This is a genomic window from Marinobacter sp. LV10R510-11A (genome assembly GCF_900215155.1).
Lineage (GTDB): Bacteria > Pseudomonadota > Gammaproteobacteria > Pseudomonadales > Oleiphilaceae > Marinobacter.
In genome coordinates, this window is record NZ_LT907980.1 from 4,365,103 (window position 1) to 4,389,252 (window position 24,150).

Here is a 24,150-nt window from a genome sequence, read left to right on the forward strand (position 1 = left end):
ATAACACCGGGAGCCGGTAATGACACAAAGAAAAACGGATATCACAGTTGGCCTGTTTATGTTGGCCGGGCTGGCTGCGTTGCTGTTTTTGGCGCTACAGGTAAGCGGGCTATCGCCAAAATCCGCCGAAAGCACTTACACTATTTACGCAGATTTTAACGACACCGGCGGCATCACGCCCCGGGGCCGGGTTTCTATGGCGGGGGTAACGGTAGGCAGTATCGATTCCATCAGCCTGAACAAAGAAACCTTTCAAGCGCGTGTGGCCATGTCTATCTATGGCGACGTAGACAATATTCCGGCCGACAGCGCTGCAGTAATACGTACATCCGGTCTATTGGGTGAGCAGTACATTGATATATCCATTGGTGGGGAAATGGACTCTCTCGCAGCTGGTGATACGTTTTATTCCACTCAGTCCGCCATGAATATTGAGCGGCTGATCAGCAATTTCGCATCTGGCAAGTAAGCCGCTCAACCGGCTCCGATATAGCGCAGGAGAACTCAGATGATTGCATTAACGAAACGATTTTTTCTCGCACTGACCCTGATGGCGTTTTGTGTGGCATCCGCTCAGGCGGGCCCAGAAGAAGACCTGCTGCAGTACGTAGACGACAACACCCAGCAGCTGGTGGATCAGCTTAATGCGGAACGCGGGCTTTACGAACGTGATCCGGAAGCTTTCTACAAAAATATGGACGATGCTTTAGACGGTTTCGTGGATTTTCGCCGGATCGCCGCGCGGGTAATGGGGCGCTATGCGCGCCAGACTTCGCCTGAGCAGCGGGACGAATTTGTCGTTAAGTTCAAGCGCAGCCTGTTCGACAGCTACGCCCAAGCTTTGGTAAGCGCCGAAGATTTCAAAATCAAAGTGAACGACGCCACGATTAATCCGCAGGATGACAACCGTGCTTCGGTGACGATGGAAGTGATTACGGCCTCTGGCAACCGCCATTCCGTGACTTACTCCATGTACCGCAAGGCAGATAGCGACTGGATGATGGAAAACGTGATTGTCGAAGGGGTTAACATAGGCCTTTCATTCCGGGATCGCTTTACCCAGGAAATGGAAGCAAGCCGCGGGCAGCTTCAGGTTGTGATTGACGGGTGGAGCGATGCCGTGAAATCTTTCAATCTAGAAAATGAAGTAAACAAATCATGAGTGCAGAAGCCCCAAGCGTGCAGTTAAAGCAAGGCGTGCTCTTGGTTTCCGGCGCAATCGACGTTCACACCGTTATATCGCTACGGGCCGAGGGCGAACGGCTGATCAAAACAGCCAGTGAGAGCCCGAAAAGCCTAGTGGTTAATCTCCAAGGCTTGTCCACAACCCTCAGCGCTGTTCTCTCTATGCTCCTGTGCTGGAGTCGGTTGGCTAAAAAACAGGGCATTTCGCTGTCTTTCGCAGAGGCGCCAGAACGCCTTGTTTCTCTTGCCGCTTTGAGCAACCTCGAGGATTGGTTACAATCCCGCCCCTGATTTCAAAAATACCCGAGGAGTTACTATGGACGCCGCCCAAGTCACCGAGTTGGTCAAAGAAGCATTGCCTGACTGCGACGTGCAGGTACAGATCGACGGTAGCCATTACATGGTGGTAGTCGTAGGTGAGGTTTTTGAAGGCCTGTCGACCATCAAACGGCAGCAACTGATTAATAAAGCGCTATTTCAGCAAATGATGGATGGCACTATTCACGCCCTACACCCGAAACCGTTTACCCCGGCTGAATGGGCTGCGCGCCAGGGCTGAACTGCTCGCACACGACAGGATTATTATTGTGGACAAACTTTTGATCCGGGGCGGAAAGCCTCTGGACGGTGAAATCCGGATTTCCGGTGCAAAAAACGCCGCGCTTCCCATTCTTGCGGCAACGTTGCTGGCCGATGAACCGGTTACCGTGGGCAACCTGCCGCACCTGCACGACGTTACCACCATGATCGAGCTGCTGGGCCGCATGGGTGTGGATTTGATGATTGATGAGAAAATGAGCGTAGAAATTCACGCCAATACCATCAAGCATTTCCACGCGCCTTACGAGCTGGTCAAAACCATGCGTGCCTCCATCCTAGTACTGGGGCCTCTGGTTGCGCATTTTGGCGAAGCAGAAGTATCACTGCCTGGTGGCTGTGCTATCGGCAGCCGCCCGGTAAACCTGCATATCCAAGGCCTTGAACAGATGGGCGCGGATATCAAGGTAGAAAACGGCTACATCAGAGCGAAAAGCAATGGGCGCCTAAAAGGCGCGCACATCTTCATGGACACAGTGACGGTAACCGGCACTGAGAACCTGTTGATGGCTGCAACGCTGGCCGATGGCAAAACCATCCTCGAAAACGCTGCCCGCGAGCCGGAAGTCGTGGACTTGGCAGAGTGCCTGATTGCTATGGGCGCGAAAATCACTGGCCACGGCACTTCGACCATTGAAATAGAAGGCGTTGAGCGCCTGCACGGCTGCCACTACAACGTACTACCAGACCGTATCGAAACGGGTACCTATCTGGTGGCGGCAGCGGCGACCGGCGGCCGGGTAAAATTGAAAGATACCCGCGCGGATCTTCTCGACGCTGTACTGCTAAAGCTTGAAGAAGCCGGCGCCCATATCACCTCTGGCCCCAACTGGATCGAGCTGGATATGAAAGGCAAGCGCCCGAAAGCGGTCAATATTCGTACAGCGCCTTACCCCGCGTTCCCCACGGATATGCAGGCCCAGTTCGCTGCCATGAACGCCGTGGCAGAGGGCACAGGTACCATCATAGAGACCGTATTCGAGAATCGGTTCATGCACTTGCAGGAACTAACCCGCATGGGCGCCGATATCACCCTGGAAGGCAATGCCGCGATTATTAAAGGCGTTGACCACCTTACGGGAGCGCCCGTTATGGCGACAGATCTGCGTGCATCGGCCAGCCTGGTGATCGCAGGCCTGCTGGCAGACGGCGATACCATTATCGATCGTATCTACCATATCGACCGCGGCTACGAGTGCATTGAAGAGAAACTGCAGCTGCTTGGCGCGAGTATCCGCCGCCTGCCAGCGTGACAGACACACACGGGAAACCGGAAGGACGCATGACAGATTTCATTACCATCGCTTTGTCGAAGGGGCGAATCCTGGACGAAACCCTGCCACTGCTGGCGGAAGCCGGGATTGAGCTGGTCGATGACATCAAAAAATCGCGAAAGCTGGTGTTTCCCACCACCCATCCGAACGTGCGCATACTGATTCTGCGGGCAACCGACGTGCCTACCTATGTGCAGTACGGCGGCGCGGATTTGGGTGTCACCGGCAAGGACGTGCTGATGGAGCACGGTGGCGAAGGGCTGTACGAACCGTTAGATCTGAACATCGCCCGTTGCCGCCTGATGACCGCAGGCCCCAAAGGCGAAACCCCTCCGGTTGGGCGTATCCGTGTCGCAACCAAGTTCGTCAATTTGGCGCGCCGGTATTACGCGGCGCAGGGTCGCCAGGCCGACATCATCAAGCTTTATGGTGCGATGGAACTGGCGCCGATTCTGGGCTTGGCGGATGAGATTGTCGATATCGTGGATACGGGTAATACCTTGAAGGCTAACGGACTAGAAGCGCGGGAGCTGATCGACCACATCAGCACTCGGCTGGTGGTGAATCGTGCCTCCATGAAAATGAAGCATGAGCGGATTAACCCCATTATTGAGAATATGGCTGCGGCCGTTGATAAACGCAGATAACGTGTAATCCAAAGCAGGACTTGAGAAATGACCGTTAACATCAGGCGATTGAACGCTTCCCAAAGTGACTTTGACAGTGAGTTGGCGAAATTGCTGGCTTGGGACGACAGTGTTGATCATCAGGTGAACGAGACGGTGCGTCATATCCTGCATGAAGTGAAAACCCGTGGCGATCAGGCAGTTTTGGAGTTCACAGAAAAGTTTGATCGGCTAAAAGTTGCCAGTGTTGCAGAACTGGAAATGAGCCAGAGTCGCTTGCAGCAAGCCTTGAAGGCCATTCCAGAAGATCAGCGTGTTGCGTTGGAGAAAGCTGCAGCGCGAGTTCGGGATTACCACGAACGGCAGAATCAGAAATCCTGGCAGTATCAGGACGAAGACGGCACCGTGCTGGGCCAGAAAGTAACGCCCCTGGATCGCGCTGGTCTCTACGTGCCCGGCGGAAAAGCTGCTTATCCTTCTTCCGTTTTGATGAACGCCATCCCCGCGAAAGTGGCCGGCGTGGGTGAAATTATCATGGTGGTTCCCACTCCAGATGGTGTGGTGAACGACTTGGTATTGGCTGCAGCCGCTATCGCATGTGTTGATCGTGTATTCACCGTAGGCGGCGCACAGGCAGTGGGTGCTCTGGCATACGGAACAGAAACCATCCCAGCCGTAGACAAAATCGTGGGTCCCGGCAACATCTTCGTCGCCACCGCCAAGCGCGAAGTATTCGGCACGGTCGGCATCGACATGATCGCCGGCCCCTCGGAAATACTCGTGATCTGCGACGGCAAAACCGACCCAGATTGGATCGCCATGGACTTGTTCTCTCAAGCTGAACACGACGAACAAGCCCAGTCCATCCTGATTAGCCCAGATGCGGGCTTCCTCGATGCCGTAGAGGCCAGCATCAACAGGCTGCTGCCCACCATGGAGCGCGCCGACATCATCCGCACCTCCATGACCGACCGCGCAGCCCTGATCCAGGTCGCCGACCTAAGCGAAGCCGCCAAAGTCTCCAACCGAATCGCCCCCGAACACTTGGAGTTGTCCGTAGAGGATCCCAAAACCCTACTGGATGAAATCCGCCACGCCGGCGCCATCTTCCTGGGCCGCTATACAGCGGAAGCCCTGGGCGACTACTGCGCAGGCCCAAACCACGTGCTACCGACCAGCGGCACAGCTCGGTTCTCGTCACCGCTGGGCGTCTACGACTTCCAGAAACGCTCATCCATCATCGGTTTCACCGCCCAAGGCGCGGATCGGATGGGGCGGGTTGCATCGGTTTTAGCAAGAGGCGAGGGCCTGACGGCCCACGCGCGGTCTGCGGAATATAGGATTAAATACGATGAGTAAATTCTGGAGTCCTTTGGTCAGAGGTTTGGTTCCCTACGTACCCGGCGAACAACCGAAAATGGCCAACCTGGTAAAGCTGAACACCAACGAAAATCCGTACGGTCCCTCGCCCAAAGTCATCGAAGCCATACAGGCCGAACTCAATGACAGCCTCCGCCTCTATCCAGACCCGGAAGGCGAAAGCCTGCGCGGCACCATCGCCAACTACCACAGCGTAAAGCCAGAACAGATATTCCTAGGCAACGGCTCAGACGAAGTTCTGGCCCACATATTTCACGCCCTGTTCCAGCACGGCCAACCCATCCTATACCCGGATGTAACCTACAGCTTCTACCCGGTGTACTGCGGCCTCTACAACATAGAAGGCAAAACCGTACCCCTGACAGACAGCTTCGAAATCGATCCCCAAGATTACAAACAACCCAACGGCGGGATCATCTTCCCCAACCCTAACGCGCCCACCGGCCGTTACCTTGGGCTTGAGCACGTAGAGACAATCCTTCAGGCGAACTCCGAGCGTGTTGTCGTGGTCGATGAGGCTTACGTGGATTTTGGCGGCGAATCCGCCATCAAGCTTGTTGATAAGTATCCCAACCTATTGGTCTGCCAAACGCTCTCTAAAGCCCGTTCCTTGGCAGGCCTCCGCGTAGGCTTCGCCATCGGCCACCCGGATCTAATCGAAGCCCTGAATCGCGTCAAAAACAGCTTCAACAGCTATCCTCTGGACAGGCTTGCACTGGCTGGCGCCAAAGCCGCCTACGAAGACAAAGCCTGGTTCCAGAAGTCCTGTGAAGGTGTGATTTCTGAGCGTGAGCGTGTCACCGAGGCCCTGGAATGCCTGGGCTTTGAGGTACTGCCTTCCAAAGCTAACTTCGTTTTCGCCCGTCACGAACAGAAGTCCGGTAAAAGTCTGGCGAAAGCCCTCAGAGAGCAGGGTGTCATCGTTCGCCATTTTAATAAGCCTAGAATTAGCGAATTTTTAAGGGTTACCATTGGTACGCCAGAGCAGAATGACGCGTTAATTTCTGGCCTTAAATCTCTGTAAACGACTGAAGTCTGATCAAGGCTGGCAGGGAGAGAGGGCGTTCCGGGAATGTCGGAGGCCATGGATGGCCGGAGTCAAGCGCACATGGATGTGCTCGTAGCGGTTCCCGGAACGCCCTCTCTCCCTGCTAGCCGGCAACTCCAGTGTTTAAGTTAAAAGAGGATCAAGCATGGCAACACGTGACGCTATTCTTGCGAAGATTAACGAGTGGCTACAGCCTGAAAATTTCCAGGACTATTGCCCTAATGGTTTGCAGGTTGAAGGCAAGAGTGACGTAAACACGATTGTCACCGGTGTAACTGCCTCCCGCGCATTAATAGAAGCCGCTATCGCCGCAAATGCCGACATGCTGATCGTTCACCACGGTTACTTCTGGAAAGGCGAAGACCAGCGCATTCAAGGCATGAAACGCGAACGCCTGAAGCGGCTATTGGACAACGACATCAACCTAGTTGCCCATCACCTACCGCTGGATGACCATCCCGAATACGGCAACAACCGCCAACTAGCAGGCATTCTCGGTATCGAGAATCCACGGCCTCTAAACGGTTTAGTCTGGGAAGGTGAGCTTCCCGAAGCCATGAGCCCAGAAAAGTTTGGCCTACACATTGCCCGAGCCCTCCACCGTGAACCGCTAATAGTCGGAGACGGCAAAGCGGAAATCAAACGAGTAGGTTGGTGCACCGGCGCAGCGCAAGGGTTTATCAACACAGCAATTGATGCCGGCCTCGACGCCTACATCAGCGGTGAAATCTCTGAACCGACTACCCACACCGCCAGAGAGTGCGGTATCCACTATTACGCCGCTGGCCACCATGCAACCGAACGCTACGGCGTAAAAGCCCTGGGAGCTGCACTTGAAAAAGAATTTGGCGTTAGTCACCGCTTCATAGACTGCGACAACCCTGTCTGATCAAGCCTCAGAAGGCTTGTCGCCCTTCTTAAGCCCAAAGTCCTCAGATAAAGTCCCAGAAGTCGCAGGCGCATAATCCCGTGGCGGCTCAGCACCATCCTCGCCAACCTCCTCAAGGCGCTTGCTGGACGTCTCCTGTGCAAGCTCAGCCAACCACTCCTCATCATTGCACAAGCGATTCGCGCCGCGAGCCATATGCTGGTTCACATCGCGGTAAGCATCATTAAACCGACGCAGCAAATGGGCCGACTCCATAAAATGCTCATTCACCTGGGCCTGATAACGCAGGTATTCATTACGCACCTCCTCAGCCTGCTGCTCCGCACGGCGCTGCCGCAGAGAAGAGCCCCGCCCCGAGCGGCCAACCAACGCTCCGATGACAATGCCAACAACAAGTGCGGCAATCGCTGCCAAAATCAGGTTTGTCATATGCTGTATCGTCCTGTTACCTAAAAAATGAACCAAGCCATATTGATCAGTATAACGCCCACAGCCTCCTCAGCCCATGCCTGAATGCTGCGCCAATCGTCGTATTGCCCAACAGCCTCTGCGCATGGCGAAAAAACCGCAAATACGCGATAATAAGTCGCCCAAAATCAACGATTAGACCCCGGGATGTGCTGATGACAGCTTCTATGCCTTCTGAATCCACTGCGAACCAGACTCCCTGGCAGCGCTACCAAGAAGATCTCGAGCGCCCGGACTTCCTTAAAGACCCCGCCCAAGTCGATGCGGTGCAGCGCCTACAGATACTCTACGATAAACTCGTGGAGGCGGAAAGCGAACGCGGCAAAGCAATCATCAAATTGCGGCGTAAGTTAAAAAAGGGCAGGGAAGAGCCAGTCAAAGGCCTGTATTTTTGGGGTGGCGTTGGCCGCGGCAAAACCTACCTGATGGACACTTTTTTTGAGTCGCTGCCGTTCAAGCGCAAAATGCGCGTGCATTTTCATCGGTTCATGCAGCGGGTTCACAAGGAGCTCAAAATCTTCAAAGGTCAAAAAAACCCGCTGGATCTGGTCGCCAAAAAATTCGCCAACGAAACCCGCGTGATCTGCTTCGACGAATTTTTCGTTTCTGACATCGGCGATGCCATGATCCTCGCAACACTAATGGATCAATTGTTCAAGCGGGGCGTCACCCTAGTATGTACGTCCAACATTAAACCTGATGGCCTCTATAAGGATGGTTTGCAGCGGGCCCGCTTTCTGCCAGCCATTGCGCTTGTAAAAAAATACACCGATGTCGTGAATGTAGACGGCGGCGTCGATTATCGATTGCGCACCCTTGAGCAGGCCGAGCTTTACCACTCGCCGCTGGATGAAGAGGCAGACGCCAGCTTGCGCAGAAGCTTTGACTCCCTAGCGGTCGAAGCGGGAAAGCACAGCAAGACGATGGAGATTAACGGCCGCAAGATTCCGGCACAGGCCCACGCCGACGACGTGGTTTGGTTTAATTTCAAAGATGTATGTGACGGCCCCCGCAGCCAGAACGACTACATCGAGATTGCGCGCCAGTTTCACGCGATTATTGTCAGTAATGTACCTGTGCTCGGCGGCGACAAAGACGACCAATCTCGCCGTTTCGTGAACATGATTGATGAATTCTACGACCGCAATGTGAAAGTCATCATTTCTGCGGCTGCTCCCATTACCCAGCTCTATTCCGGTGGGCGCCTGAGTTTTGAATTTGAACGCACTGAATCGCGCCTTCTTGAAATGCAGTCGCAGGAATATCTGGAAGCCCCGCACAAGTCCTAAAAAGGATAAAATCATACTTTTGACTGATCAAAGCCCTATACAGCGTTAGCTATAGTGCTTACATCACGAGCACTGTGCATGAAGCCTCCAACATATTCGTGAATACCAATAATCAGAGCAGCGACTCAGAACAACAATGGAGTAGCCTTCCAATGACAAGAAAAAACCATCAATGGCAGCGTTGGACAAGAATACCGCTTGCCGTCGCAGTAGCAGCCAGTATGTCTGGCCAAGCATCTGCTTATTCATTTTATGTCGGGGATGTAGAAGCCCAATTTAACACCACGCTATCTGCGGGCGCCGGTTGGCGTATCCAAGATCAAGATAGCGACTTGATCGCTCAAGGTAACCTTGGGCCCCAGTACGTCAACACAACAACCGGTTCCTCAACAAACAACTACGATGACGGCAACCTGAACTTCGATAAGGGCGACACCTATTCCAAAATCGTTAAGGGCAACAGTGAGCTGTTCCTGAACTACGATGTGAACAGTGATGCTCTCACCCGGGTTGGCGCGTTGGTTCGTGGCCGCTACTGGTACGACTTTGAACTGAAAGATGAAGGCCGCGCAACCGATGACGTCGGGCAGCGCCGTGAGCTGAACGACAGAGCGAAAGGCAATGCCTCCGGCGGTGAAATTCTCGACGCATACGTGTTCACCGATTGGTACCTAGGCAAGGTTCCCGTGAGTGCCCGTTACGGCAAACAAGTGCTGAGCTGGGGTGAGAGTACCTTTATTCAGGGTGGCATCAACACCATTAACCCGGTCGATGTTCCTGCGTTTCGTGCGCCTGGCTCTGAGCTGAAAGATGCTCTTTTGCCTGTTGAAATGCTCTACCTGTCTGCAGGTGTAACCCAGAACATCACTTTAGAAGCCTTCGTGCAGACGGATTGGGCGCCAGTTCGCCCGGATGATTGCGGCACATTCTTCTCCACCAGTGATTTTTCATCTGATGGCTGCGGCCCGGTTCTTCTGGCAGGTCAACTGTCGGATTCACAGGCACTTGCTCAAGGCTTTGTTGCGCCGCGCATGGCGGACAAGGAAGCGGACTCCAAGGATCAGTTCGGTGTAGCTATGCGTTGGTATGTGCCGGCGCTGAACGATTCCGAATTCGGTTTTTATTATATAAAATATAATAGCCGCTTGCCCTACGTGAGTGGTACCGTTGGAGCTCCGTTCCCATCGTATTTCATTGAGTATCCAGAAGATATCAACCTGTACGGCATCAGTGTCAACACCAACACGCCAGGTGGCTGGTCTTTGGGCGCTGAATACTCCTATCGCGACAAACTGCCTTTGCAGTGGAACGCTTTTGAACTTCTTTATGGTGGTGCAGATAAACGAAACCCGGTTGATCCCGATCTTGCAGTAAGTAAGCTTCAGCAGCGTTTGGAGCAGCAATATGGATCTCTTAGCGGGGGCCAAGAGGTACCTGGCTATGACCGTTACGGCGTTTCCCAGGCCCAGTTCACGTTGATCAAGTTCTTTGATCGGATCATGGGCGCCAGCCGTGTATCTCTGATCACAGAGTTCGGTGCCACGTATGTTCATGATCTTCCGAGTCTGGACGAGGCCCGTTATGGCCGCTCCGGTACTTACGGTATTGGTACGCTTCCAACCGAATCTGGCGGAACTATCCTTGATGCCTGTGCTGTTGGTACTGGAGGCAGAGATGGTGCCAACATCAACTCGAGCTACTGCACCAATGAAGGCTTTACCACAGATTTCTCGTGGGGCTATCGTTCACGTCTTGTATGGAATTACCCGAGCGCCATTGCGGGCATCAATTTGTCACCGCAGCTGGCCTGGAGTCACGACGTGAAAGGTTACAGCCCGCAGCCTGGCGGCAACTTTAATGAAGGTAGCAAGACTCTCGGTTTGTCCCTGCAAGCGGTTTATCAGAACAGGATCACGGGTGATATTGGGTACACAAACTATTTCGGTGGCAAGTATAATGAGATGGCTGACCGAGATTTTGTGAGTGCCAGTGTTTCCTACTCATTCTGAACCGCCAAGAATTCGTTTAACGAGGTAATTTAAATGAAACTGAACAAGAAATTACTCACCACAGGTATTCTGGCTGCGAGTCTTGTTGCAGGCCAAGCCTGGGGTTCGGTTTCTGCCGGAGAGGCAGCCAAGCTGGGTGACTCCCTTACACCGATGGGAGCCGAGAAAGCTGGTAATGGTGGTGCTATTCCTGCGTGGACGGGTGGTCTTACAACACCTCCGGCAAGCTACAACGACGACGGTATTTATGTGAATCCGTTCCCGGACGAGGCGCCAAAATTTACCATCAACCAGAGCAACGTATCGGAGTATGCCGACAAGCTGTCCCCGGGACAGGTTGCCATGATCAAGCAATACCCGGATTACGTACTGCCGGTTTACGAGACCCATCGTACCGGCGCTTATCCACAAGCGATCATGGATGAGACGGTCGAGAACGCGACCAAAACGGAAATGATCAAGGACGGTAACGGTCTGGCTAATTACCAGAACGCGACCCCTTTCCCCATTCCGCAAAACGGCTTGGAAGCAATCTGGAACCACATTACACGCTATCGTGGTGGTTCTGTTCAGCGCAACGTGGGTCAGGCAACGCCTACGGCGTCTGGCGCCTACTCTATTGTTAAGTTTCAGGATGAGCTGACTTGGAGAAGCTACCTCACGGATTACGAGCCAGGCGAAGATGCCAACGTACTGTTCTACTTCAAGCAGGCTATCACCGCTCCGGCGCGCCTGGCAGGCAACGTATTGCTGGTTCACGAGACCATTGACCAGGTTGCAGAGCCTCGTCGTGCCTGGGTATACAACGCGGGCCAGCGTCGTGTTCGTCGCGCACCTCAGGTTGCTTACGACGGACCAGGTACAGCGTCTGATGGCATGCGCACATCCGATAATTTCGATATGTTCAACGGCGCACCCGATCGTTACAACTGGGAGTTGATTGGCAAGAAGGAAATGTACATTCCGTACAACTCCTACAAGCTGGTCGACCGTGGGATTACCTACGATCAGATACTTAAGCCGGGACATATCAACCAGGATTTGACCCGCTACGAGCTTCACCGCGTGTGGCACGTGCGCGCAACCTTGAAAGAAGGCGAGCGTCATATCTATGCTCAGCGTGACCTCTATATTGATGAGGACACTTGGCAGGCAGCGGTTATTGATCATTATGATGGCCGAGGTGAGCTGTGGCGCGTGGCCGAAGCCCACGCCATGCAGTTTTACGATCAAATCGTACCCTGGTATGCAGTTGAAACCTTGTATGACCTCCTGTCTGGCCGCTACCTGGTTAACGGCCTAACAAACGAGGAAGTCGATCCGTATCAGTTTGGCGTTGAGCATCGATCCAGAGATTACACTCCGGCGGCATTGCGCCGTGCAGGTACTCGCTAACGGGTCGAGTGAATCTTTCAGAAACGGCGGGCTTCGGCCCGCCGTTTTTGTTTCCGCGATAGAAAACCGCCACTGAATAAACACCTTTCACGTCAAAACTTTGCAGCTAGCCCCTTACTTGGTTTAACCTCTTTGTAATACTAAAGACGTATTCGATACAGGGCAGCGTGTGAAATCATTCCAAGATAGTTATGCAGCGAATGACGAATTTCAGTCTGCAAACAAAGGGCTCCAGCGCGGCGAGCTCGTAAGGGATCTGCTTAGGCAGAGACTACAAGCGCCTGCCATGCCGGCATATTCGTTAGCGCGCCCGCACTTGGACGCGTTAATTACCGATGCATTAACCCCCCGGGGTGTGCTTTTTGTTGACGCACCTTGCGGCTATGGGAAATCCCATGCGGTAGGAATGGGGGTTCTCGCGGCAAGGGTGGGTGAAGAAAATGTCCGTTGGCTGCCGCTCAACTCCCAGGATAACGCGCCAACCCGTTTTCTCAGCCTGCTTTCTGTCGCGCTGGATATTCCCGAATCTTGCGAAAGCAGCTTGCAAGGGGGTGCCACATTCATTGATGCCCTCGCAATCATGCTCCTGGCTCTGAAAAAAACGGCGCCAGAACAGCGCGCTATTCTGGTTCTAGACGGGCTCCACCACATCACGAATCCGGCTGCCATAGCCCTGCTTCAGCAGCTGGTAGCAGATATACCGTCTCACTTTTCGGTGGCGATGCTTTCGCGGCAGGCTTTGCCTTATGAAACCCATGCTCTGGAGCTGGAAAACCGGTTTACCCGCATAGGAACCGAAAAACTCGAGTTCAGCCGAAGCGAAACGTTTGAGTTTTTTCGGGACGTGTTGAGCGATCAGCAGTTAACCAGTGTCGCTATTGATCATTTATACGACCTTACCGAAGGCTGGCCCACGCCGCTTGCACTCTATCGCCGGGATGTCCTGCATAGTATCGAACGCCACGCCGTTTCGGAAACCCCTGGTGTGGAACGTTTTCTGAAAGAGTCTGTATTGGGCGGCCTAGCGTCCGGCCAGGTGCGTTCTCTGAGAGCCGCTTCGGAACTCGGGCTTTGCTCCGATGAGCTGCTTCTGGCATTGGAACATTTGATCCCAGACAGCATGCTTCTGCCATCCCAAGCCTGTGATCGAGGGCTACCGGTAAAGATTATGCCGGGCTGGGGCCGCTGGTACCGGCTCAACCCATTGTTAATGGAATGGCTGAAAACACCTGTAATGGCCGGCTATACCGACCGAATGCTTGCCGCGAGCCGATGGTTCGGTAACCGCAATCAGTTTCCTGAAGCCCTCAAATATTCATTACTGGCAGGGGACACGGAAGAAGTCATCCGCATCGCATCTGAAGGCTCCGAAGCGCTGTTGATTGGGCAAGACACCGCCTCACTGCTGCGCTTGCGCAAGAGCCTTCCCGCGCAGCTGCTTGAACGCAGCCCCAGGTTGAGAATTGTGTATAGCTGGGTGCATGCTATTGGTGGTCAGTTTCGGCAGGCGCAAGCGCTGATTGATGGTTTGAATGAAAAAAGCTACCAAGAGCACGAAGCGCGAATCTGTGCCCTCAGAGCGTTTATTCTGCGCGGCGAAGGGCAGGTAGCGCCAGCGTTGGAAATGGCCGATCGTGCCTTGGCTAGCGGAGACTTTTCACCCCAAGGCCAGCTTGTCACTCAGATGGTTCGTGCCAGTGCCTTGTGCGCGTCTGGGCGTTTTCCAGAAGCCCGGGAGGCCAATCGTGCGGCATCTCGCCTGGCTCGAGAAGCGGGCGATTCTGGCTCCGAAGCACTGGCAGTGTACGCCCATGCCCGAATTGAACTGGGCAAAGGCGCGCTCAAGCATGCGGAGCAGCTTCTACGAACCGGTCTGGATACGGTTATACAAGAATTGGCTCGCCCCGCTCGCATAGGCGAAACACGGCTTCAGTTGAACCTGGTACTCGTTCTCTGGCATCAAGGGCGTTACCCAGAGGCAGATAGGTTGCTGGTAGCCTGTGGCCGCCATGCGGAGCAAACCCGCGATCTCGGGTTACTGTTGGCAATGGCGATTAGGGTATTAATGTGTCGCTCTCAAGGTCGCTTGGAAGACGCCTTTGTATGGATTGGCCGCGCCGAGCGGACCATGCACACCTGGCAGGTGGATGAATCCCTTTATGTGCCGGTACTTGAGGCGCTGAAAGCCAGCTGCTGGCTAGCCCAGAATCAGTTAGATAATGTCGCTCAGGCGCTTGCCAGGCTGCAGCCATACCGCGATGCCGGCTGTGTGCCGGAGCTTTTCCCAATGATGCCCGGGTTGCTAGATTGCCTTCAGGTACGCCTGGATCTCGCCCGGGGTGAAACCGTAAGGGCCCGGGAAACCCTCGCAAATACCCGCAAGCGCTATGATGAAGCCATCCCTTGGGGTGTGGATCTTCATATACGGTTATTAGAAGCCATACTTATCAGCGAAGACAAAGGCGTGGCAGCGGGCCAGAAAAAGCTCATAGCGGTGGTATCCGAAGCAGAAAAAGAACACTTCATCAGCCCGTTTGCCGAGTTGAAGCGAGAGCTGACGGAGCTTATGGAAAAAGCATACAGCCAATTGCCCAAAACCCCGTTCCGGGAGGCATTAGGTCAGCTTTTTGATATAACCGGGAAAGTGTTGCCCACGGCGCTGGCCGAGCCGATCAGTGAGCGCGAGCAGGGCGTTCTGGAGCTGATCGCCAAGGGCCTGTCGAACCAGGCGATTGGCGACCACCTGCACATCTCGTTGCATACGGTAAAAACCCACGCCCGGCGTATCAATGCCAAGCTGGAAGTGCGCTCCCGCACCCAAGCGATTGTCCGCGCCCGGGAGCTGGGGCTGCTGTAATAGCAGTTCGTAAGCCGGAAGACCCCCGATTTTTTGGGTCAGCCTTCGGCAGCAGAGCCGGTGCTCTGGCCGGGAAGCAGAGACTGCTCAGCGCTTGCCGATGCCAGACGCTTCAAATGCGATGGGCTGCCATCGCTCAAAATGTTCCTGAATTGAGTGTCGTAGAACGCTAGATTGTTATAACGGATCATCGATCGAATTTCAGCAACATATTCCTCGCCACGCTCTGAATAGCTTATGAGGCCGCGTGCTAGAGAGAGCCCAGACAGCGGGTCGCCGGCTTCCCTGTCATCAAGGCGGGTGTCCCGTAAAACCTGGTAACTCCCGTGTCGGTTCAGGTTCTGAATATAGGCCCGTACAGAGTGGTAAGGCGATGGGAAGGCAGCCACTTCATGGCTGGCACCCTCATTACGGCTCAGGGGCACCAGGCCACAGCCTTTGCTGAAGCACCACTGGCCAAACAGACTATTTCCGCGAAGTGCAAAACGTGAGGTTCCCCAGGCCGACTCATTGGCAGCTTGTGCCAGAATCAGTGAAGGTGGGATAACATCCAGCCGCTTTCTCAACTGCGTGAACTGTTCAGGGCTGCCTGGCTCTTCATCCACACGTAAGCGCTTGGACTGAGCGGTAAGCCAGGAGTGCTCCTTTTTCGACAGTGTGTCTTTGGTGGTAAGGCTGTCAAGATAGTCCCGCTCAATAAGGATGCGGGAATTGGCAAGCACAACGCGAGGGTACATAAACGAGAAAAAGGCTACTTTCTTTTCAGTGGTGTCGCTGTAACCCGTGAAATCCGGAAGATCTTCGCGAGCCCAAGAGGGCAACGGAGGCAGTGAACTCAGGGCGGGCTCTGAGCCAGTATTGTAGTCATTGCCTGAACGTTCCGATGGCACGTAAAGGCCACCCCCGATAGCAAAAGCGACCAGTGGAACAACCAGCATTAGCGAGCGCAGTGCAGCCGACATAAAACCTCTCTTCATAACCTGTCTTTGTGCCCGGTAAGCCAATGCATTCGGGCGATGTGTTCATAATTATAACAGGTTGTACGAGTAGGGTTGTCTGAGGGTTCATGGCAGTTGAGTGGCGATCAGCATACCAAGCCGCTCCTCGCCGTTGACCTCGTCTCGGTATAATAGGAAAAACTGGCTCTGATCGGCCGTCACAAAGCCTTCCAACAGGAGGTCTCCGGCGCTGAAGCTAACCTGCCCATCACCGGCATTGGTGTATGCCAGATTAGCCGCTACTTGCCCGGAAGCCGGCACAGAGACGGTTTCGAAATCAACGGAATGGAGCACTTCAAGCGTCGCACTATCGAGGCTTGCGGTCGCGCCAGAGAGATTCAGAACGCCGTTGTCTAGGTGGATGAGCCGGTTGAAGCCATCTTTCATGCCCAGAACAAAACCCTGCACCCTGTAACTGCCAGAACTTGGCGCCCCTGAAGTGGCCTTCTCTGCAGCAATGAGCAGACCATCACCAATGATGTCGTTAGTTGAGGCTGCGTCGGTCAGGTTAAAGGCCAGTAGCGAACCATCAGGCACACTGGCGCCGACGCCCAAATCCGGCTGGCCAAATTGCCCAGCAGGGTTGTTAACATCAAGATTAAGCCGGCCAACGTTTTTGTCGCCAGTACTTAAAAGTGCCGTGCGCGGGGTTATGATCCAGCTATCAGATCGGTTACCCGCATTATTCACGGAGACGGCACCCGTATTGTCGCGACTCAGAGTGGTAAACGTTTGGGTAATTGTACTGTTGCCGGAACCTGAGCTTATCTGCCAGTCGCCCGTTCCTGCCTCAACCTGCATGGGTGTCGACGTTTCTGCAAACCGTGTAGCCAGGTAGACAGTGTTATAATTCCGACCATTCAGAGTATCCGCATCGAACCCTTCTTGCCGCAGCAGGTTAAGCTCCAGCACTGAAAGGTAATGAGCTTCTAGCTCCTGTTTACGTTTGAGTTTACCCCTCTCAGATTCCAGCTCAATAGCTTTGCCGGCGCTGAAGTAGCCAGCCAACGCGCGATCTGGGCCAGTATTGGGGCCGCTAGCCCCACTAGTATAAGCGTCCAGAAAGTAGGGGTTGCGAGTCCAGCCGATGGTTCTGGCACTGTTTTTGCCAGTAATGCTCTGATAAAGCGCACGTCCCGCTAATAAACGAGCATCATCATCCAGCGTGGCGGCACCGGGGGACGTTGAGTGAGTGTTTAGATCCCATGTATCGTCGCCCCGGGTAAAAAACGCATTGCCTCGCTTGTGAATCAGCGTTTTGCGGTCGTAAGGAATCTGGGTCGCCAGATTGGTGACCTTGATGTTGAAAATATCAAAGCTCGCCAGTGTTAACCCAGGGTATAGATAGGCGGGTTGAGCACTGGTACCGGTTTGTTTTTCGCGCCCCAACCGAACGCCCCATTGGCCGGATTGCGCAAAACTGTTTTCCAGAAACGTTTGCCCCAGTTCTACACCCATAAACACCGAGTTGTAGTCTGCCGAACTGGCTGAGATTTTACCGGAGGATTGGTCGTCCAGTAGGGCGTAGTCCGCCATGGAGGCCACGTAATTGGCAAAATCGGCACGGTCTGAAAGCACATCCAGTGCGCTGGAAACACTGGCGCCGGTTGGAATATCTATCTCGAAATCATGAACCTGGTCGGCAAGGGTGGGCCAAACATACTTGTTGAGGCAAAGCGCATTATTGGTTTCTTTAGCACAGTCTCGAATGCGCTGGAACTCGCCGGAGGTATATTGCGTAATGGTATTACGCACCAAGTACTCGGAAAACGGATTAATCTTAATATCCCGGTCTGCATCGGCCGCCAGTGCCCGCATGGTAACGTTGCCATACCGCGCCTCAATAATTACATCTGGCGCCAGGGGCAATCCCTGCTGAAACTCGATAACGGTGAATCCGTTATCATCCGTGCGGGTGCTAATAGATGGTTCGCCCAGATCCTGCAGATTGCTGTTTGTTTGGTAAACACGAATTTGGTCTGGCTTAACAATGCGAAGGTTGCGCCGTGTGGGCTCACCGTTTGGCGCTAAGCCGCCGGGTACTTCCATGGTGATGCGGACTTCTTTGGATGCAAGCCCGCCGTTGTTGCCAGAATCGCCGGTACTGCCCGGGCTAAAATCATCTACGGCGTTTTTGCTGCCAGAAAAGCTATTGGGTTGGTTACGAACGTCGTCAATAGCATCGTCGCCGAATCCGCAGGCGGTGATCAGCGTAATACTGGAGAACAGAAGTAACCCGAGATTCAATCGCATGTATGGCCATCCGTGCTAAAACGTCGGTAAAACCGAGTTGAAGGTGTCAGAAGCCAGTTTAGCAGTGCGGGTTTTGGTAAAGCGTGAGGGAGGGCACGAAACGGGCGCCTTAGTGCAGGCACCCGCCTCGGAAAGCTGGGCAGATTTAGAAGAAAATCTTCATGCCCGCCAGAACACCTTCGTCCAGGTTGATATCTATAGAAGAGTTTTCCAGCTCAGTATTCAAATACCGGTAACCGACAAACACTTCAGCATTTCGAATAACCCGATAGTTGGCGCGCAGCTCAAGGCTGGTCATATCGTCAGAGTCACCAAAGGAGAGAATGCTTGGTGCGTAGTACAGGCCGCCGGTGAACGACAGGCCTGGCGCGCGAGGAATGTTCACGGTCGCAAAACCACCCAGCCCCACTGCGCCACCGTCTGCATTATCCTGGTCCCAGGCAATGCCGCGCACACCGATACCGGCGGTTGTGGGCAGGTTGCCCAGCGCAGTGCGGCCCTGAGCGTGAAAATCTATGTTGCCAATATGGCGGCTGCCTTCATGATAGGTATAACCGGCACCTAGCTGAAGATCGTTGTTGTTTCCGAAAACGTTAACCTGGCCCTTTACAGAATCGTTGGTCAGGCTCAAGTCTACGTCGCTTGCAAACACTGGAGCAGCAGCCAGAGAAAGAACCAAAACGGAAATACGGGATGCTTTCATTCTTTTACCTTCTTGATTGCGGTGCTAATCATGGGTGCGAATGGTAACGGGCTGTTAGAGGTACCACAACTTACAAGGGTGTAAGTTCGCTGTAAGCTGGTAGGTAAATTCACGCAGATGTACCCGCAGAATCAGTGCTGTGTTGTTTCGCCGCCTTGATCAAGATCTTCCGGCGACGAATTCTCCGCCGGAACTCGATAGTCCTCGTTGGCCCAGGCACCAAGATCAATCAGCTTGCAGCGCTCTGAGCAAAATGGACGCGAGGGGTTCGTGTCCGTCCATTCCACGGATTTTTTACAGGTAGGGCATTCTACGTTCATGTGAACCTTTCAAATCGTTAAACAGGGGTTTTTGCGGGAGTACCTTGGGCGTATTGTTCCAGAACAGCCCGTAGCATTTCAATATTGACAGGCTTGGCAACAAAGGAATCCATGCCAGCCCGGCGGCAACGCTCTTCGTCTTCTTCCATAGCGCTGGCTGTAAGCGCGACCACAGGCACTCGCGAGCGCTTATGGTTTGCTTCCCATGCGCGCAGGCGTCGGGTGGCTTCAAAGCCATCAACCCTAGGCATTACGCAGTCCATGAAAATCAGATCAAATGGGTGCCACTGCCACAGGCTGCCCGCCGCCTCGCCATCGTTGGCGGTCATCACATCGCACCCCAGTTTCTCTAGCAATCTGCGAGTTAACGTGCGGTTGACCGGGTTATCCTCAACCAAAAGCACCTTCATACGGCGAGAGGTAAGCTCACGGCGTTTCTCCGTATCGCCGGTGGCTTGCAGAGAAAACCGCGTGAGAAAATGCCGCTCGTCTTTCCTGACATCCTCAAAGAGCTGATTGAGAATAGGCGTAAGGCAGGATTCCCTCAGGGATTTACTCAGAAACGCATCCGCCCCCGCCTGGCGAAAGTGTTCCGCATCGCCGCGCTGAGGGTTGGAGGAGAGAATAAGAAGGCGCATGCCGGCCCATAATGGGTTGCCGCGAACCTGACGGCACAGCAAATCACTGTCCATGTCGGGCAAAAAACCGTCAAGAATAATGGCATCGAACGGTTCCTGGCTGTCAAAGGCCAAGCGCACCGACGTCAAAGCCTCGCCCGCAGATTTTACGGCCTCAATGTGCACCGCATGTCGCGACAGCATTTCCAATGTAATTTTGCGAGACAGCTCGTAGGAATCCGCCACCAGCACCCGCTTGCCCTTTACCATGCGCGCATCCGGGCGTACTCGCGAAGTGCTTTCCGGTGCCGTGGGTAGCGTTAGCTCAACCCAGAAAGTAGAGCCTTCCCTGGGCCGGCTTTCCACATCCAAAGAGCCCTGCATTAAGTTGACCAGCTGGCGGCAGATCGTTAACCCCAGCCCGGCACCCGGCAGTTGGCGCTGAAATCTTTGGCCTAACTGTACATAGGGCTCATACACCAGAGGGATATCTTCCGGGTTAATGCCAATGCCCGTATCTTCCACCGCTAGGCGCAGGCGAACCTTCTCATCCCGGCGCCCGAGCACTTCAATGCTGATCAGCACATGCCCTGAATCGGTAAATTTAATGGCGTTGGAGACCAGGTTAAGCAAAACCTGGCGAATCCGTACCGGGTCTCCCCGCAGCGCCCAGGGCAGCTCTTCGTCAATACGAAGCTCCAGTGCCAGGCCTTTCTCCCGGGCACGGGCGCCCAGCATGTGCACCAGATCGTTTAGGGTTTCCCGTAAATCAAACGGAATGTTCTCAAGCACCAACTTCTGCGCCTCAATGCTGGAGATGTCCAGCAGATCGTTGATGATAGACGAGAGGCCCTCTGAGGCGCTGAGCAGGGTGTGTACGTATTCCCGCTGCTCGTGATCTAGTTGCGTGTCGGTAAGCAGATTGGCGTAGCCCAGAACCGATTGTAGCGGTGTGCGCAGTTCATGGCTTACGTTCGCTAAGAACTGATTTTTTGCGCGATTGGCCCGTATCGCATCATCCCGCTCCCCCTGTGACTGAATGGTGGTTTGCCGAAGTGAGCGAGTATCTTCCAAAATCTGCAGGCGCATTTTATTAAGCGCGTGCTCAAGCTCAGATAATTCATCAGGGGTTCTGGGGGATTTACGCTTTAGCTGCAGCGGATCCACCAGCGCATCCAGGTTCAGCCGCGCAGCATAGTCCGCCATAGTTTCCAGATGCCGGGAGAGGGTAAGGCGAACGATCACCAGCAGCCCCAGCGTGCCCAGCATCACCACAATCGACTGGAATAGCAGGTTGATCAGGGCGCCGTTACGAAGCTCTGAATACACTTGCTCGATAGAAGAGGTGAGGGTAAGGCTGCCCACGTTTTCCGGGCCGCGAAAGGTAGAACGGTTGAACACCAGCGGGAAGGTTTGCGAAATAACCCGGCCTTCGGGGTAGCTGCCGGTGGTGAACTGCTCACCGGTGGAGGTGACAACTCGGGCGTAGTGAATGGCCTCCACGTTACGCATATCATCCAGGCTATTAGCCACCTCGCTGAAATTCATCAGCCAAATGTTGTTGCTCATGCCACCGGAAACCAGCCCAGCGGCTCTTTGCTGGGTTTCCTGCAGATCAGATTTGCGGCGCTCAAACTCACCGATCATCTGCACGCCGGTGGCGACCAGAGAAATGACCAGGCTGAACAGCAACACATACACGAGCAGCCGCATCGCGAGCGGCCGAATACCCATGCGGGTGAAAAACCGGTTTGAAGGCAAGGCACAAATTCCCTGTGTCGACTACAAAATCATCAGCGGGAGTTTAACAGACCGTCAGCACTTCGACACGTTTCTGTGAACCCTCGTTTATAAACCGGAACCGCACGTTTAAATCATAAAGGTGTGCGCCGTAAATACGCGCCTCATCACGGCCCCTGCGAAACGAAGGCCGAGGGTCGTAACTCACCACATCTGTAATCAATAGTTTCAGGTCTGGATATTGCGCCGGCGGAAGGTTAGCCAACTGTGCGTCGGCCTCTGCCAGAAATACAACCTCTAGGCGATCAGTGGGCGCCGTTTCGGCCCAGCCCAGAGCGGCATCCGGGATTGAGTCGGCAAAGGGCAGGTAAGGTTTGATATCCAGAATCGGCGTGCCATCAATCAAGTCGTGGTCGCTAATCTGCAGGGCCAACTGGCCGTCTTTGCGCACAAGTCCTTCGTTGCGAACCACAGACAGCCCCAAGCTGTTGGGCCGGAACGGCGAACGGCTGGCAAAAACGCCCATTTTTTGGTTACCGCCCAAACGAGGGGGCCGAACAACCGGCCGCCACTCGGCCCGCACGGCTTCGTGAAACTGAAAGATTAGCCACAGGTGACTGGCCGTCTCCAGGCCACGAAATGCGTCTTCGCGATCGTAGGGCGGTTGGATGATCAAATCGGCCCTGGCATGCCGGGTGAGCCCAGGTTGGCGCGGCACTCCAAATTTGTCTTTAAAGCAGGATCGGGTGATCGCAATAGGGGTTAAAGCCAGAGCGTCTTCGGCGGGTATCGAGTGGTGTCTGGGCATGGGGCCTTAATTCATGAAATTCGGGTTAATGCTACCGGAAAAGTACATTTCTATGCGAAAAACCACTGAGCCCTGGTCTTTAAAGCTCTCTTCTCTGGGAAATGTTAATGCCGGTATAAGCTCTGCAAACAACCAGTCGCTGTGCAGTCGGTAACGCCAAGTGAGATCCGCAAACGCAGACGTTGTACGCCAGCCCGGCTGGCTCTCACCAAGAACACCTAAGCGGGGGGTGATTATCGAACGATTATTCAGCCTTTTAGCCGTACTAAAAATCTGCGCTGTCACAAATTTGCTGTCGCGGTGAACCCACTCAAGCTCCGTGGAAGACCAGAAGCGCCAACCACTGCCGACGTCCCGGCTGGCGCTGAACCAGGAGCGGGCGCCCCAGCCATCTTGGTGATAATAGTAAAAACGTTGTTGCACGCGCAGGCCCCAGTCGGCATCCGCTTTCCAGTATTTTTCCGCCGTCGTCCGCCAAAAGGCATCTGGCGGAAAATGCAGTCGGGCACCAATGTCGTTAGATAGGTTGATGGCGTCGCCGACCTGCGATAAATACCGCACGGCACCCGTGGTTTGGCCCGAAGTGCGGTCTGGCTTAGTGAGCTGGCGGTCGCGCTGCCGTTCTTCCAAAGGAATCAGCTCATCACTTTCGCTTTCGATAACCAAGCGCAGCTTACGTTTTGTGGTTGGGATATCCAGCCGAAACCGGACTTCCGGTTTAAAACTGGCCGGGTCGCCATATTCCGATTCGGTGGCGAAGCCAACGCGCAAGTAACTTGCGTTGTTGGGGAGGTTATGGTCTGCACCGGAGAGCGCCCGGTCGGCCCAATTCCCAAGGGATTGAACCTTTGGGCTTTGAATACGCTCCTGGCGCAAAATGAAGTTGCTGAAGTTCATCCAGTAGGACTCGCGCGGCTCCGCCCAGTACTCCTCAGGATCGAACGTATAAAACGACAACGGCAGCTTTTCAGGCAGCAGCGTGTCAGGGATGGAGTGTTCTTCAACCTCGAACACCGGCTCCATACCATAGCTGTTAGAACTGATTCCGAGCAGCAGAGAGGCAGTTACAATCCAGGTAAATGCAAACTGCTCAACCAAAGTCCACCATGAACGCTTCATGCAATGCGCGAACCTCGGCTAAAACCCTATCTAAGGGCAGGCTATTGTCAATCACAGCATCTGCCCGGCCAAGCCGCTGCTCCCGGGGCATCTGAGCGGAAATAATGCGCTCCACCTGCTCGCGGGAGTTGGTGTCCCGCGCCATGGTGCGCTCTACTTGAACATCTACCGGCACATCCACCACAAGCACCCGTTCTACCAGTTCATGCTGGTCGGTTTCCAGCAGCAGGGGCGACACCAGCAAAACATAGGGCAAAGCATAGTCACTCGGGTGAAGTTGTCGAATCAACTCTTCACGAATAATAGGGTGCAGCAGGCCTTCAAGCCAGGCACGCTGCTCCGGCTGCTCAAATACAATTTGCCGAAGGTTAGCCCTGTTCAGCGCGCCGTCATCCGTGAGAATGTTTTCCCCAAAATGCTCAGCAATCGCCACCAGCGCCGGCGTACCCGGCTCCACCACTTCCCGGGCCACATCGTCTGCATCCACCCAATGCACGCCCAAGCTTCCGAACTGCCGCGCGACGGTAGATTTTCCCGACCCGATGCCGCCTGTTAAACCAATAACTACCATCCGC

Annotated in this window: 22 protein-coding genes; 13 read left to right on the forward strand and 9 right to left on the reverse strand. The window is 54.3% G+C overall.

The window, feature by feature from the left end:
• The first annotated feature begins 19 nt into the window (after positions 1–19).
• The 9 genes from mlaD (at position 20) to CPH80_RS21090 (ending at position 6,999) form a co-directional block, all read left to right on the forward strand.
• Positions 20–469 carry an outer membrane lipid asymmetry maintenance protein MlaD gene (gene mlaD, locus CPH80_RS21050; RefSeq protein ID WP_096281158.1) on the forward strand — a complete coding sequence of 150 codons (450 nt, stop codon included), beginning with the start codon at positions 20–22 and terminating at the stop codon, positions 467–469.
• A gap of 39 nt (positions 470–508) precedes the next feature.
• Positions 509–1,162: a phospholipid-binding protein MlaC gene (locus tag CPH80_RS21055; protein WP_096281160.1), complete on the forward strand. Its 654-nt coding sequence runs from the start codon at positions 509–511 to the stop codon at positions 1,160–1,162.
• Positions 1,159–1,476 carry a lipid asymmetry maintenance protein MlaB gene (locus tag CPH80_RS21060; RefSeq protein ID WP_096281162.1) on the forward strand — a complete coding sequence of 106 codons (318 nt, stop codon included), beginning with the start codon at positions 1,159–1,161 and terminating at the stop codon, positions 1,474–1,476. Before CPH80_RS21055 ends, CPH80_RS21060 begins: the two co-directional genes overlap by 4 nt.
• A 25-nt stretch (positions 1,477–1,501) precedes the next feature.
• A complete protein-coding gene (locus CPH80_RS21065; protein WP_096281164.1) occupies positions 1,502–1,744 on the forward strand; it encodes a BolA/IbaG family iron-sulfur metabolism protein in 243 nt (80 codons plus the stop codon).
• A gap of 28 nt (positions 1,745–1,772) precedes the next feature.
• The gene (murA, locus tag CPH80_RS21070) at positions 1,773–3,035 is read left to right on the forward strand and encodes a UDP-N-acetylglucosamine 1-carboxyvinyltransferase (RefSeq protein WP_096281166.1); all 1,263 of its coding nucleotides are present in this window, start codon (positions 1,773–1,775) and stop codon (positions 3,033–3,035) included.
• 29 nt (positions 3,036–3,064) lie between these two features.
• Positions 3,065–3,703, forward strand: coding sequence for an ATP phosphoribosyltransferase (gene hisG / locus CPH80_RS21075; protein WP_096281168.1), 639 nt, complete (start codon positions 3,065–3,067; stop codon positions 3,701–3,703).
• Positions 3,704–3,730: 27 nt separating this feature from the next.
• The gene (hisD, locus tag CPH80_RS21080; RefSeq protein ID WP_096281170.1) at positions 3,731–5,041 is read left to right on the forward strand and encodes a histidinol dehydrogenase; all 1,311 of its coding nucleotides are present in this window, start codon (positions 3,731–3,733) and stop codon (positions 5,039–5,041) included.
• Positions 5,034–6,086 (forward strand): histidinol-phosphate transaminase, encoded by a 1,053-nt coding sequence (gene hisC, locus CPH80_RS21085; protein WP_096281172.1) that lies wholly within the window; start codon positions 5,034–5,036, stop codon positions 6,084–6,086. The genes hisD and hisC overlap by 8 nt, the downstream gene beginning before the upstream one ends.
• Before the next feature lie 169 nt (positions 6,087–6,255).
• On the forward strand, positions 6,256–6,999 hold the full coding sequence (locus tag CPH80_RS21090) for a Nif3-like dinuclear metal center hexameric protein (RefSeq protein ID WP_096281174.1): 744 nt from the start codon (positions 6,256–6,258) through the stop codon (positions 6,997–6,999).
• Here the strand turns inward: CPH80_RS21090 and CPH80_RS21095 are convergent, their stop codons facing one another.
• Entirely contained in the window at positions 7,000–7,428 is a 429-nt protein-coding gene (locus tag CPH80_RS21095) for a YhcB family protein (RefSeq protein ID WP_096281176.1), read from the reverse strand. It lies immediately after the preceding gene.
• A gap of 194 nt (positions 7,429–7,622) precedes the next feature.
• Between CPH80_RS21095 and zapE the strand changes: the two genes are divergently transcribed.
• The 4 genes from zapE to CPH80_RS21115 all read left to right on the forward strand — a co-directional run bounded on the left by zapE (position 7,623) and on the right by CPH80_RS21115 (position 15,017).
• Entirely contained in the window at positions 7,623–8,756 is a 1,134-nt protein-coding gene (gene zapE, locus CPH80_RS21100) for a cell division protein ZapE (protein ID WP_096281177.1), read from the forward strand.
• 152 nt (positions 8,757–8,908) lie between these two features.
• A complete protein-coding gene (locus CPH80_RS21105; RefSeq protein WP_096281179.1) occupies positions 8,909–10,765 on the forward strand; it encodes a DUF1302 domain-containing protein in 1,857 nt (618 codons plus the stop codon).
• Positions 10,766–10,798: 33 nt separating this feature from the next.
• Positions 10,799–12,160: a DUF1329 domain-containing protein gene (locus CPH80_RS21110; protein WP_096281181.1), complete on the forward strand. Its 1,362-nt coding sequence runs from the start codon at positions 10,799–10,801 to the stop codon at positions 12,158–12,160.
• Between the two features lie 169 nt (positions 12,161–12,329).
• Entirely contained in the window at positions 12,330–15,017 is a 2,688-nt protein-coding gene (locus CPH80_RS21115) for a LuxR C-terminal-related transcriptional regulator (protein ID WP_096281183.1), read from the forward strand.
• A gap of 38 nt (positions 15,018–15,055) precedes the next feature.
• On the opposite strand, the gene CPH80_RS21120 is transcribed toward CPH80_RS21115, so the two are convergent.
• The 8 genes from CPH80_RS21120 to coaE form a co-directional block, all read right to left on the reverse strand.
• Positions 15,056–15,979, reverse strand: a complete 924-nt coding sequence (locus CPH80_RS21120; RefSeq protein WP_096281185.1) for a glucosaminidase domain-containing protein — start codon at positions 15,977–15,979, stop codon at positions 15,056–15,058.
• A 102-nt stretch (positions 15,980–16,081) separates the two neighbouring features.
• Positions 16,082–18,268: a hypothetical protein gene (locus CPH80_RS21125; RefSeq protein WP_096281187.1), complete on the reverse strand. Its 2,187-nt coding sequence runs from the start codon at positions 18,266–18,268 to the stop codon at positions 16,082–16,084.
• A gap of 145 nt (positions 18,269–18,413) precedes the next feature.
• Positions 18,414–18,971, reverse strand: a complete 558-nt coding sequence (locus tag CPH80_RS21130; protein ID WP_096281189.1) for a YfaZ family outer membrane protein — start codon at positions 18,969–18,971, stop codon at positions 18,414–18,416.
• A gap of 131 nt (positions 18,972–19,102) precedes the next feature.
• On the reverse strand, positions 19,103–19,291 hold the full coding sequence (gene yacG, locus CPH80_RS21135) for a DNA gyrase inhibitor YacG (RefSeq protein WP_096281191.1): 189 nt from the start codon (positions 19,289–19,291) through the stop codon (positions 19,103–19,105).
• 17 nt (positions 19,292–19,308) lie between these two features.
• Positions 19,309–21,669, reverse strand: a complete 2,361-nt coding sequence (locus CPH80_RS21140) for a response regulator (RefSeq protein WP_096281193.1) — start codon at positions 21,667–21,669, stop codon at positions 19,309–19,311.
• Between the two features lie 43 nt (positions 21,670–21,712).
• Positions 21,713–22,456, reverse strand: coding sequence for a tRNA (N6-threonylcarbamoyladenosine(37)-N6)-methyltransferase TrmO (gene tsaA, locus CPH80_RS21145; RefSeq protein ID WP_096281195.1), 744 nt, complete (start codon positions 22,454–22,456; stop codon positions 21,713–21,715).
• A 6-nt stretch (positions 22,457–22,462) separates the two neighbouring features.
• Positions 22,463–23,575, reverse strand: coding sequence for a hypothetical protein (locus CPH80_RS21150; RefSeq protein WP_096281197.1), 1,113 nt, complete (start codon positions 23,573–23,575; stop codon positions 22,463–22,465).
• Entirely contained in the window at positions 23,547–24,146 is a 600-nt protein-coding gene (coaE, locus tag CPH80_RS21155; RefSeq protein WP_096281199.1) for a dephospho-CoA kinase, read from the reverse strand. Before coaE ends, CPH80_RS21150 begins: the two co-directional genes overlap by 29 nt.
• Positions 24,147–24,150 lie beyond the last annotated feature (4 nt).

Bases quoted from the DNA above. Each gene is read 5' to 3' on its own strand.
- hisC (WP_096281172.1), top strand. From the start codon at position 5,034: ATGAGTAAATTCTGGAGTCCTTTGGTCAGAGGTTTGGTTCCCTACGTA.
- CPH80_RS21120 (WP_096281185.1), bottom strand. From the start codon at position 15,979: ATGTCGGCTGCACTGCGCTCGCTAATGCTGGTTGTTCCACTGGTCGCT.
- CPH80_RS21055 (WP_096281160.1), top strand. From the start codon at position 509: ATGATTGCATTAACGAAACGATTTTTTCTCGCACTGACCCTGATGGCG.
- CPH80_RS21060 (WP_096281162.1), top strand. From the start codon at position 1,159: ATGAGTGCAGAAGCCCCAAGCGTGCAGTTAAAGCAAGGCGTGCTCTTG.
- CPH80_RS21130 (WP_096281189.1), bottom strand. From the start codon at position 18,971: ATGAAAGCATCCCGTATTTCCGTTTTGGTTCTTTCTCTGGCTGCTGCT.
- CPH80_RS21105 (WP_096281179.1), top strand. From the start codon at position 8,909: ATGACAAGAAAAAACCATCAATGGCAGCGTTGGACAAGAATACCGCTT.
- CPH80_RS21125 (WP_096281187.1), bottom strand. From the start codon at position 18,268: ATGCGATTGAATCTCGGGTTACTTCTGTTCTCCAGTATTACGCTGATC.
- coaE (WP_096281199.1), bottom strand. From the start codon at position 24,146: ATGGTAGTTATTGGTTTAACAGGCGGCATCGGGTCGGGAAAATCTACC.
- tsaA (WP_096281195.1), bottom strand. From the start codon at position 22,456: ATGCCCAGACACCACTCGATACCCGCCGAAGACGCTCTGGCTTTAACC.
- CPH80_RS21110 (WP_096281181.1), top strand. From the start codon at position 10,799: ATGAAACTGAACAAGAAATTACTCACCACAGGTATTCTGGCTGCGAGT.
- CPH80_RS21090 (WP_096281174.1), top strand. From the start codon at position 6,256: ATGGCAACACGTGACGCTATTCTTGCGAAGATTAACGAGTGGCTACAG.
- CPH80_RS21150 (WP_096281197.1), bottom strand. From the start codon at position 23,575: ATGAAGCGTTCATGGTGGACTTTGGTTGAGCAGTTTGCATTTACCTGG.
- zapE (WP_096281177.1), top strand. From the start codon at position 7,623: ATGACAGCTTCTATGCCTTCTGAATCCACTGCGAACCAGACTCCCTGG.
- yacG (WP_096281191.1), bottom strand. From the start codon at position 19,291: ATGAACGTAGAATGCCCTACCTGTAAAAAATCCGTGGAATGGACGGAC.
- mlaD (WP_096281158.1), top strand. From the start codon at position 20: ATGACACAAAGAAAAACGGATATCACAGTTGGCCTGTTTATGTTGGCC.
- hisG (WP_096281168.1), top strand. From the start codon at position 3,065: ATGACAGATTTCATTACCATCGCTTTGTCGAAGGGGCGAATCCTGGAC.
- hisD (WP_096281170.1), top strand. From the start codon at position 3,731: ATGACCGTTAACATCAGGCGATTGAACGCTTCCCAAAGTGACTTTGAC.
- CPH80_RS21095 (WP_096281176.1), bottom strand. From the start codon at position 7,428: ATGACAAACCTGATTTTGGCAGCGATTGCCGCACTTGTTGTTGGCATT.
- CPH80_RS21065 (WP_096281164.1), top strand. From the start codon at position 1,502: ATGGACGCCGCCCAAGTCACCGAGTTGGTCAAAGAAGCATTGCCTGAC.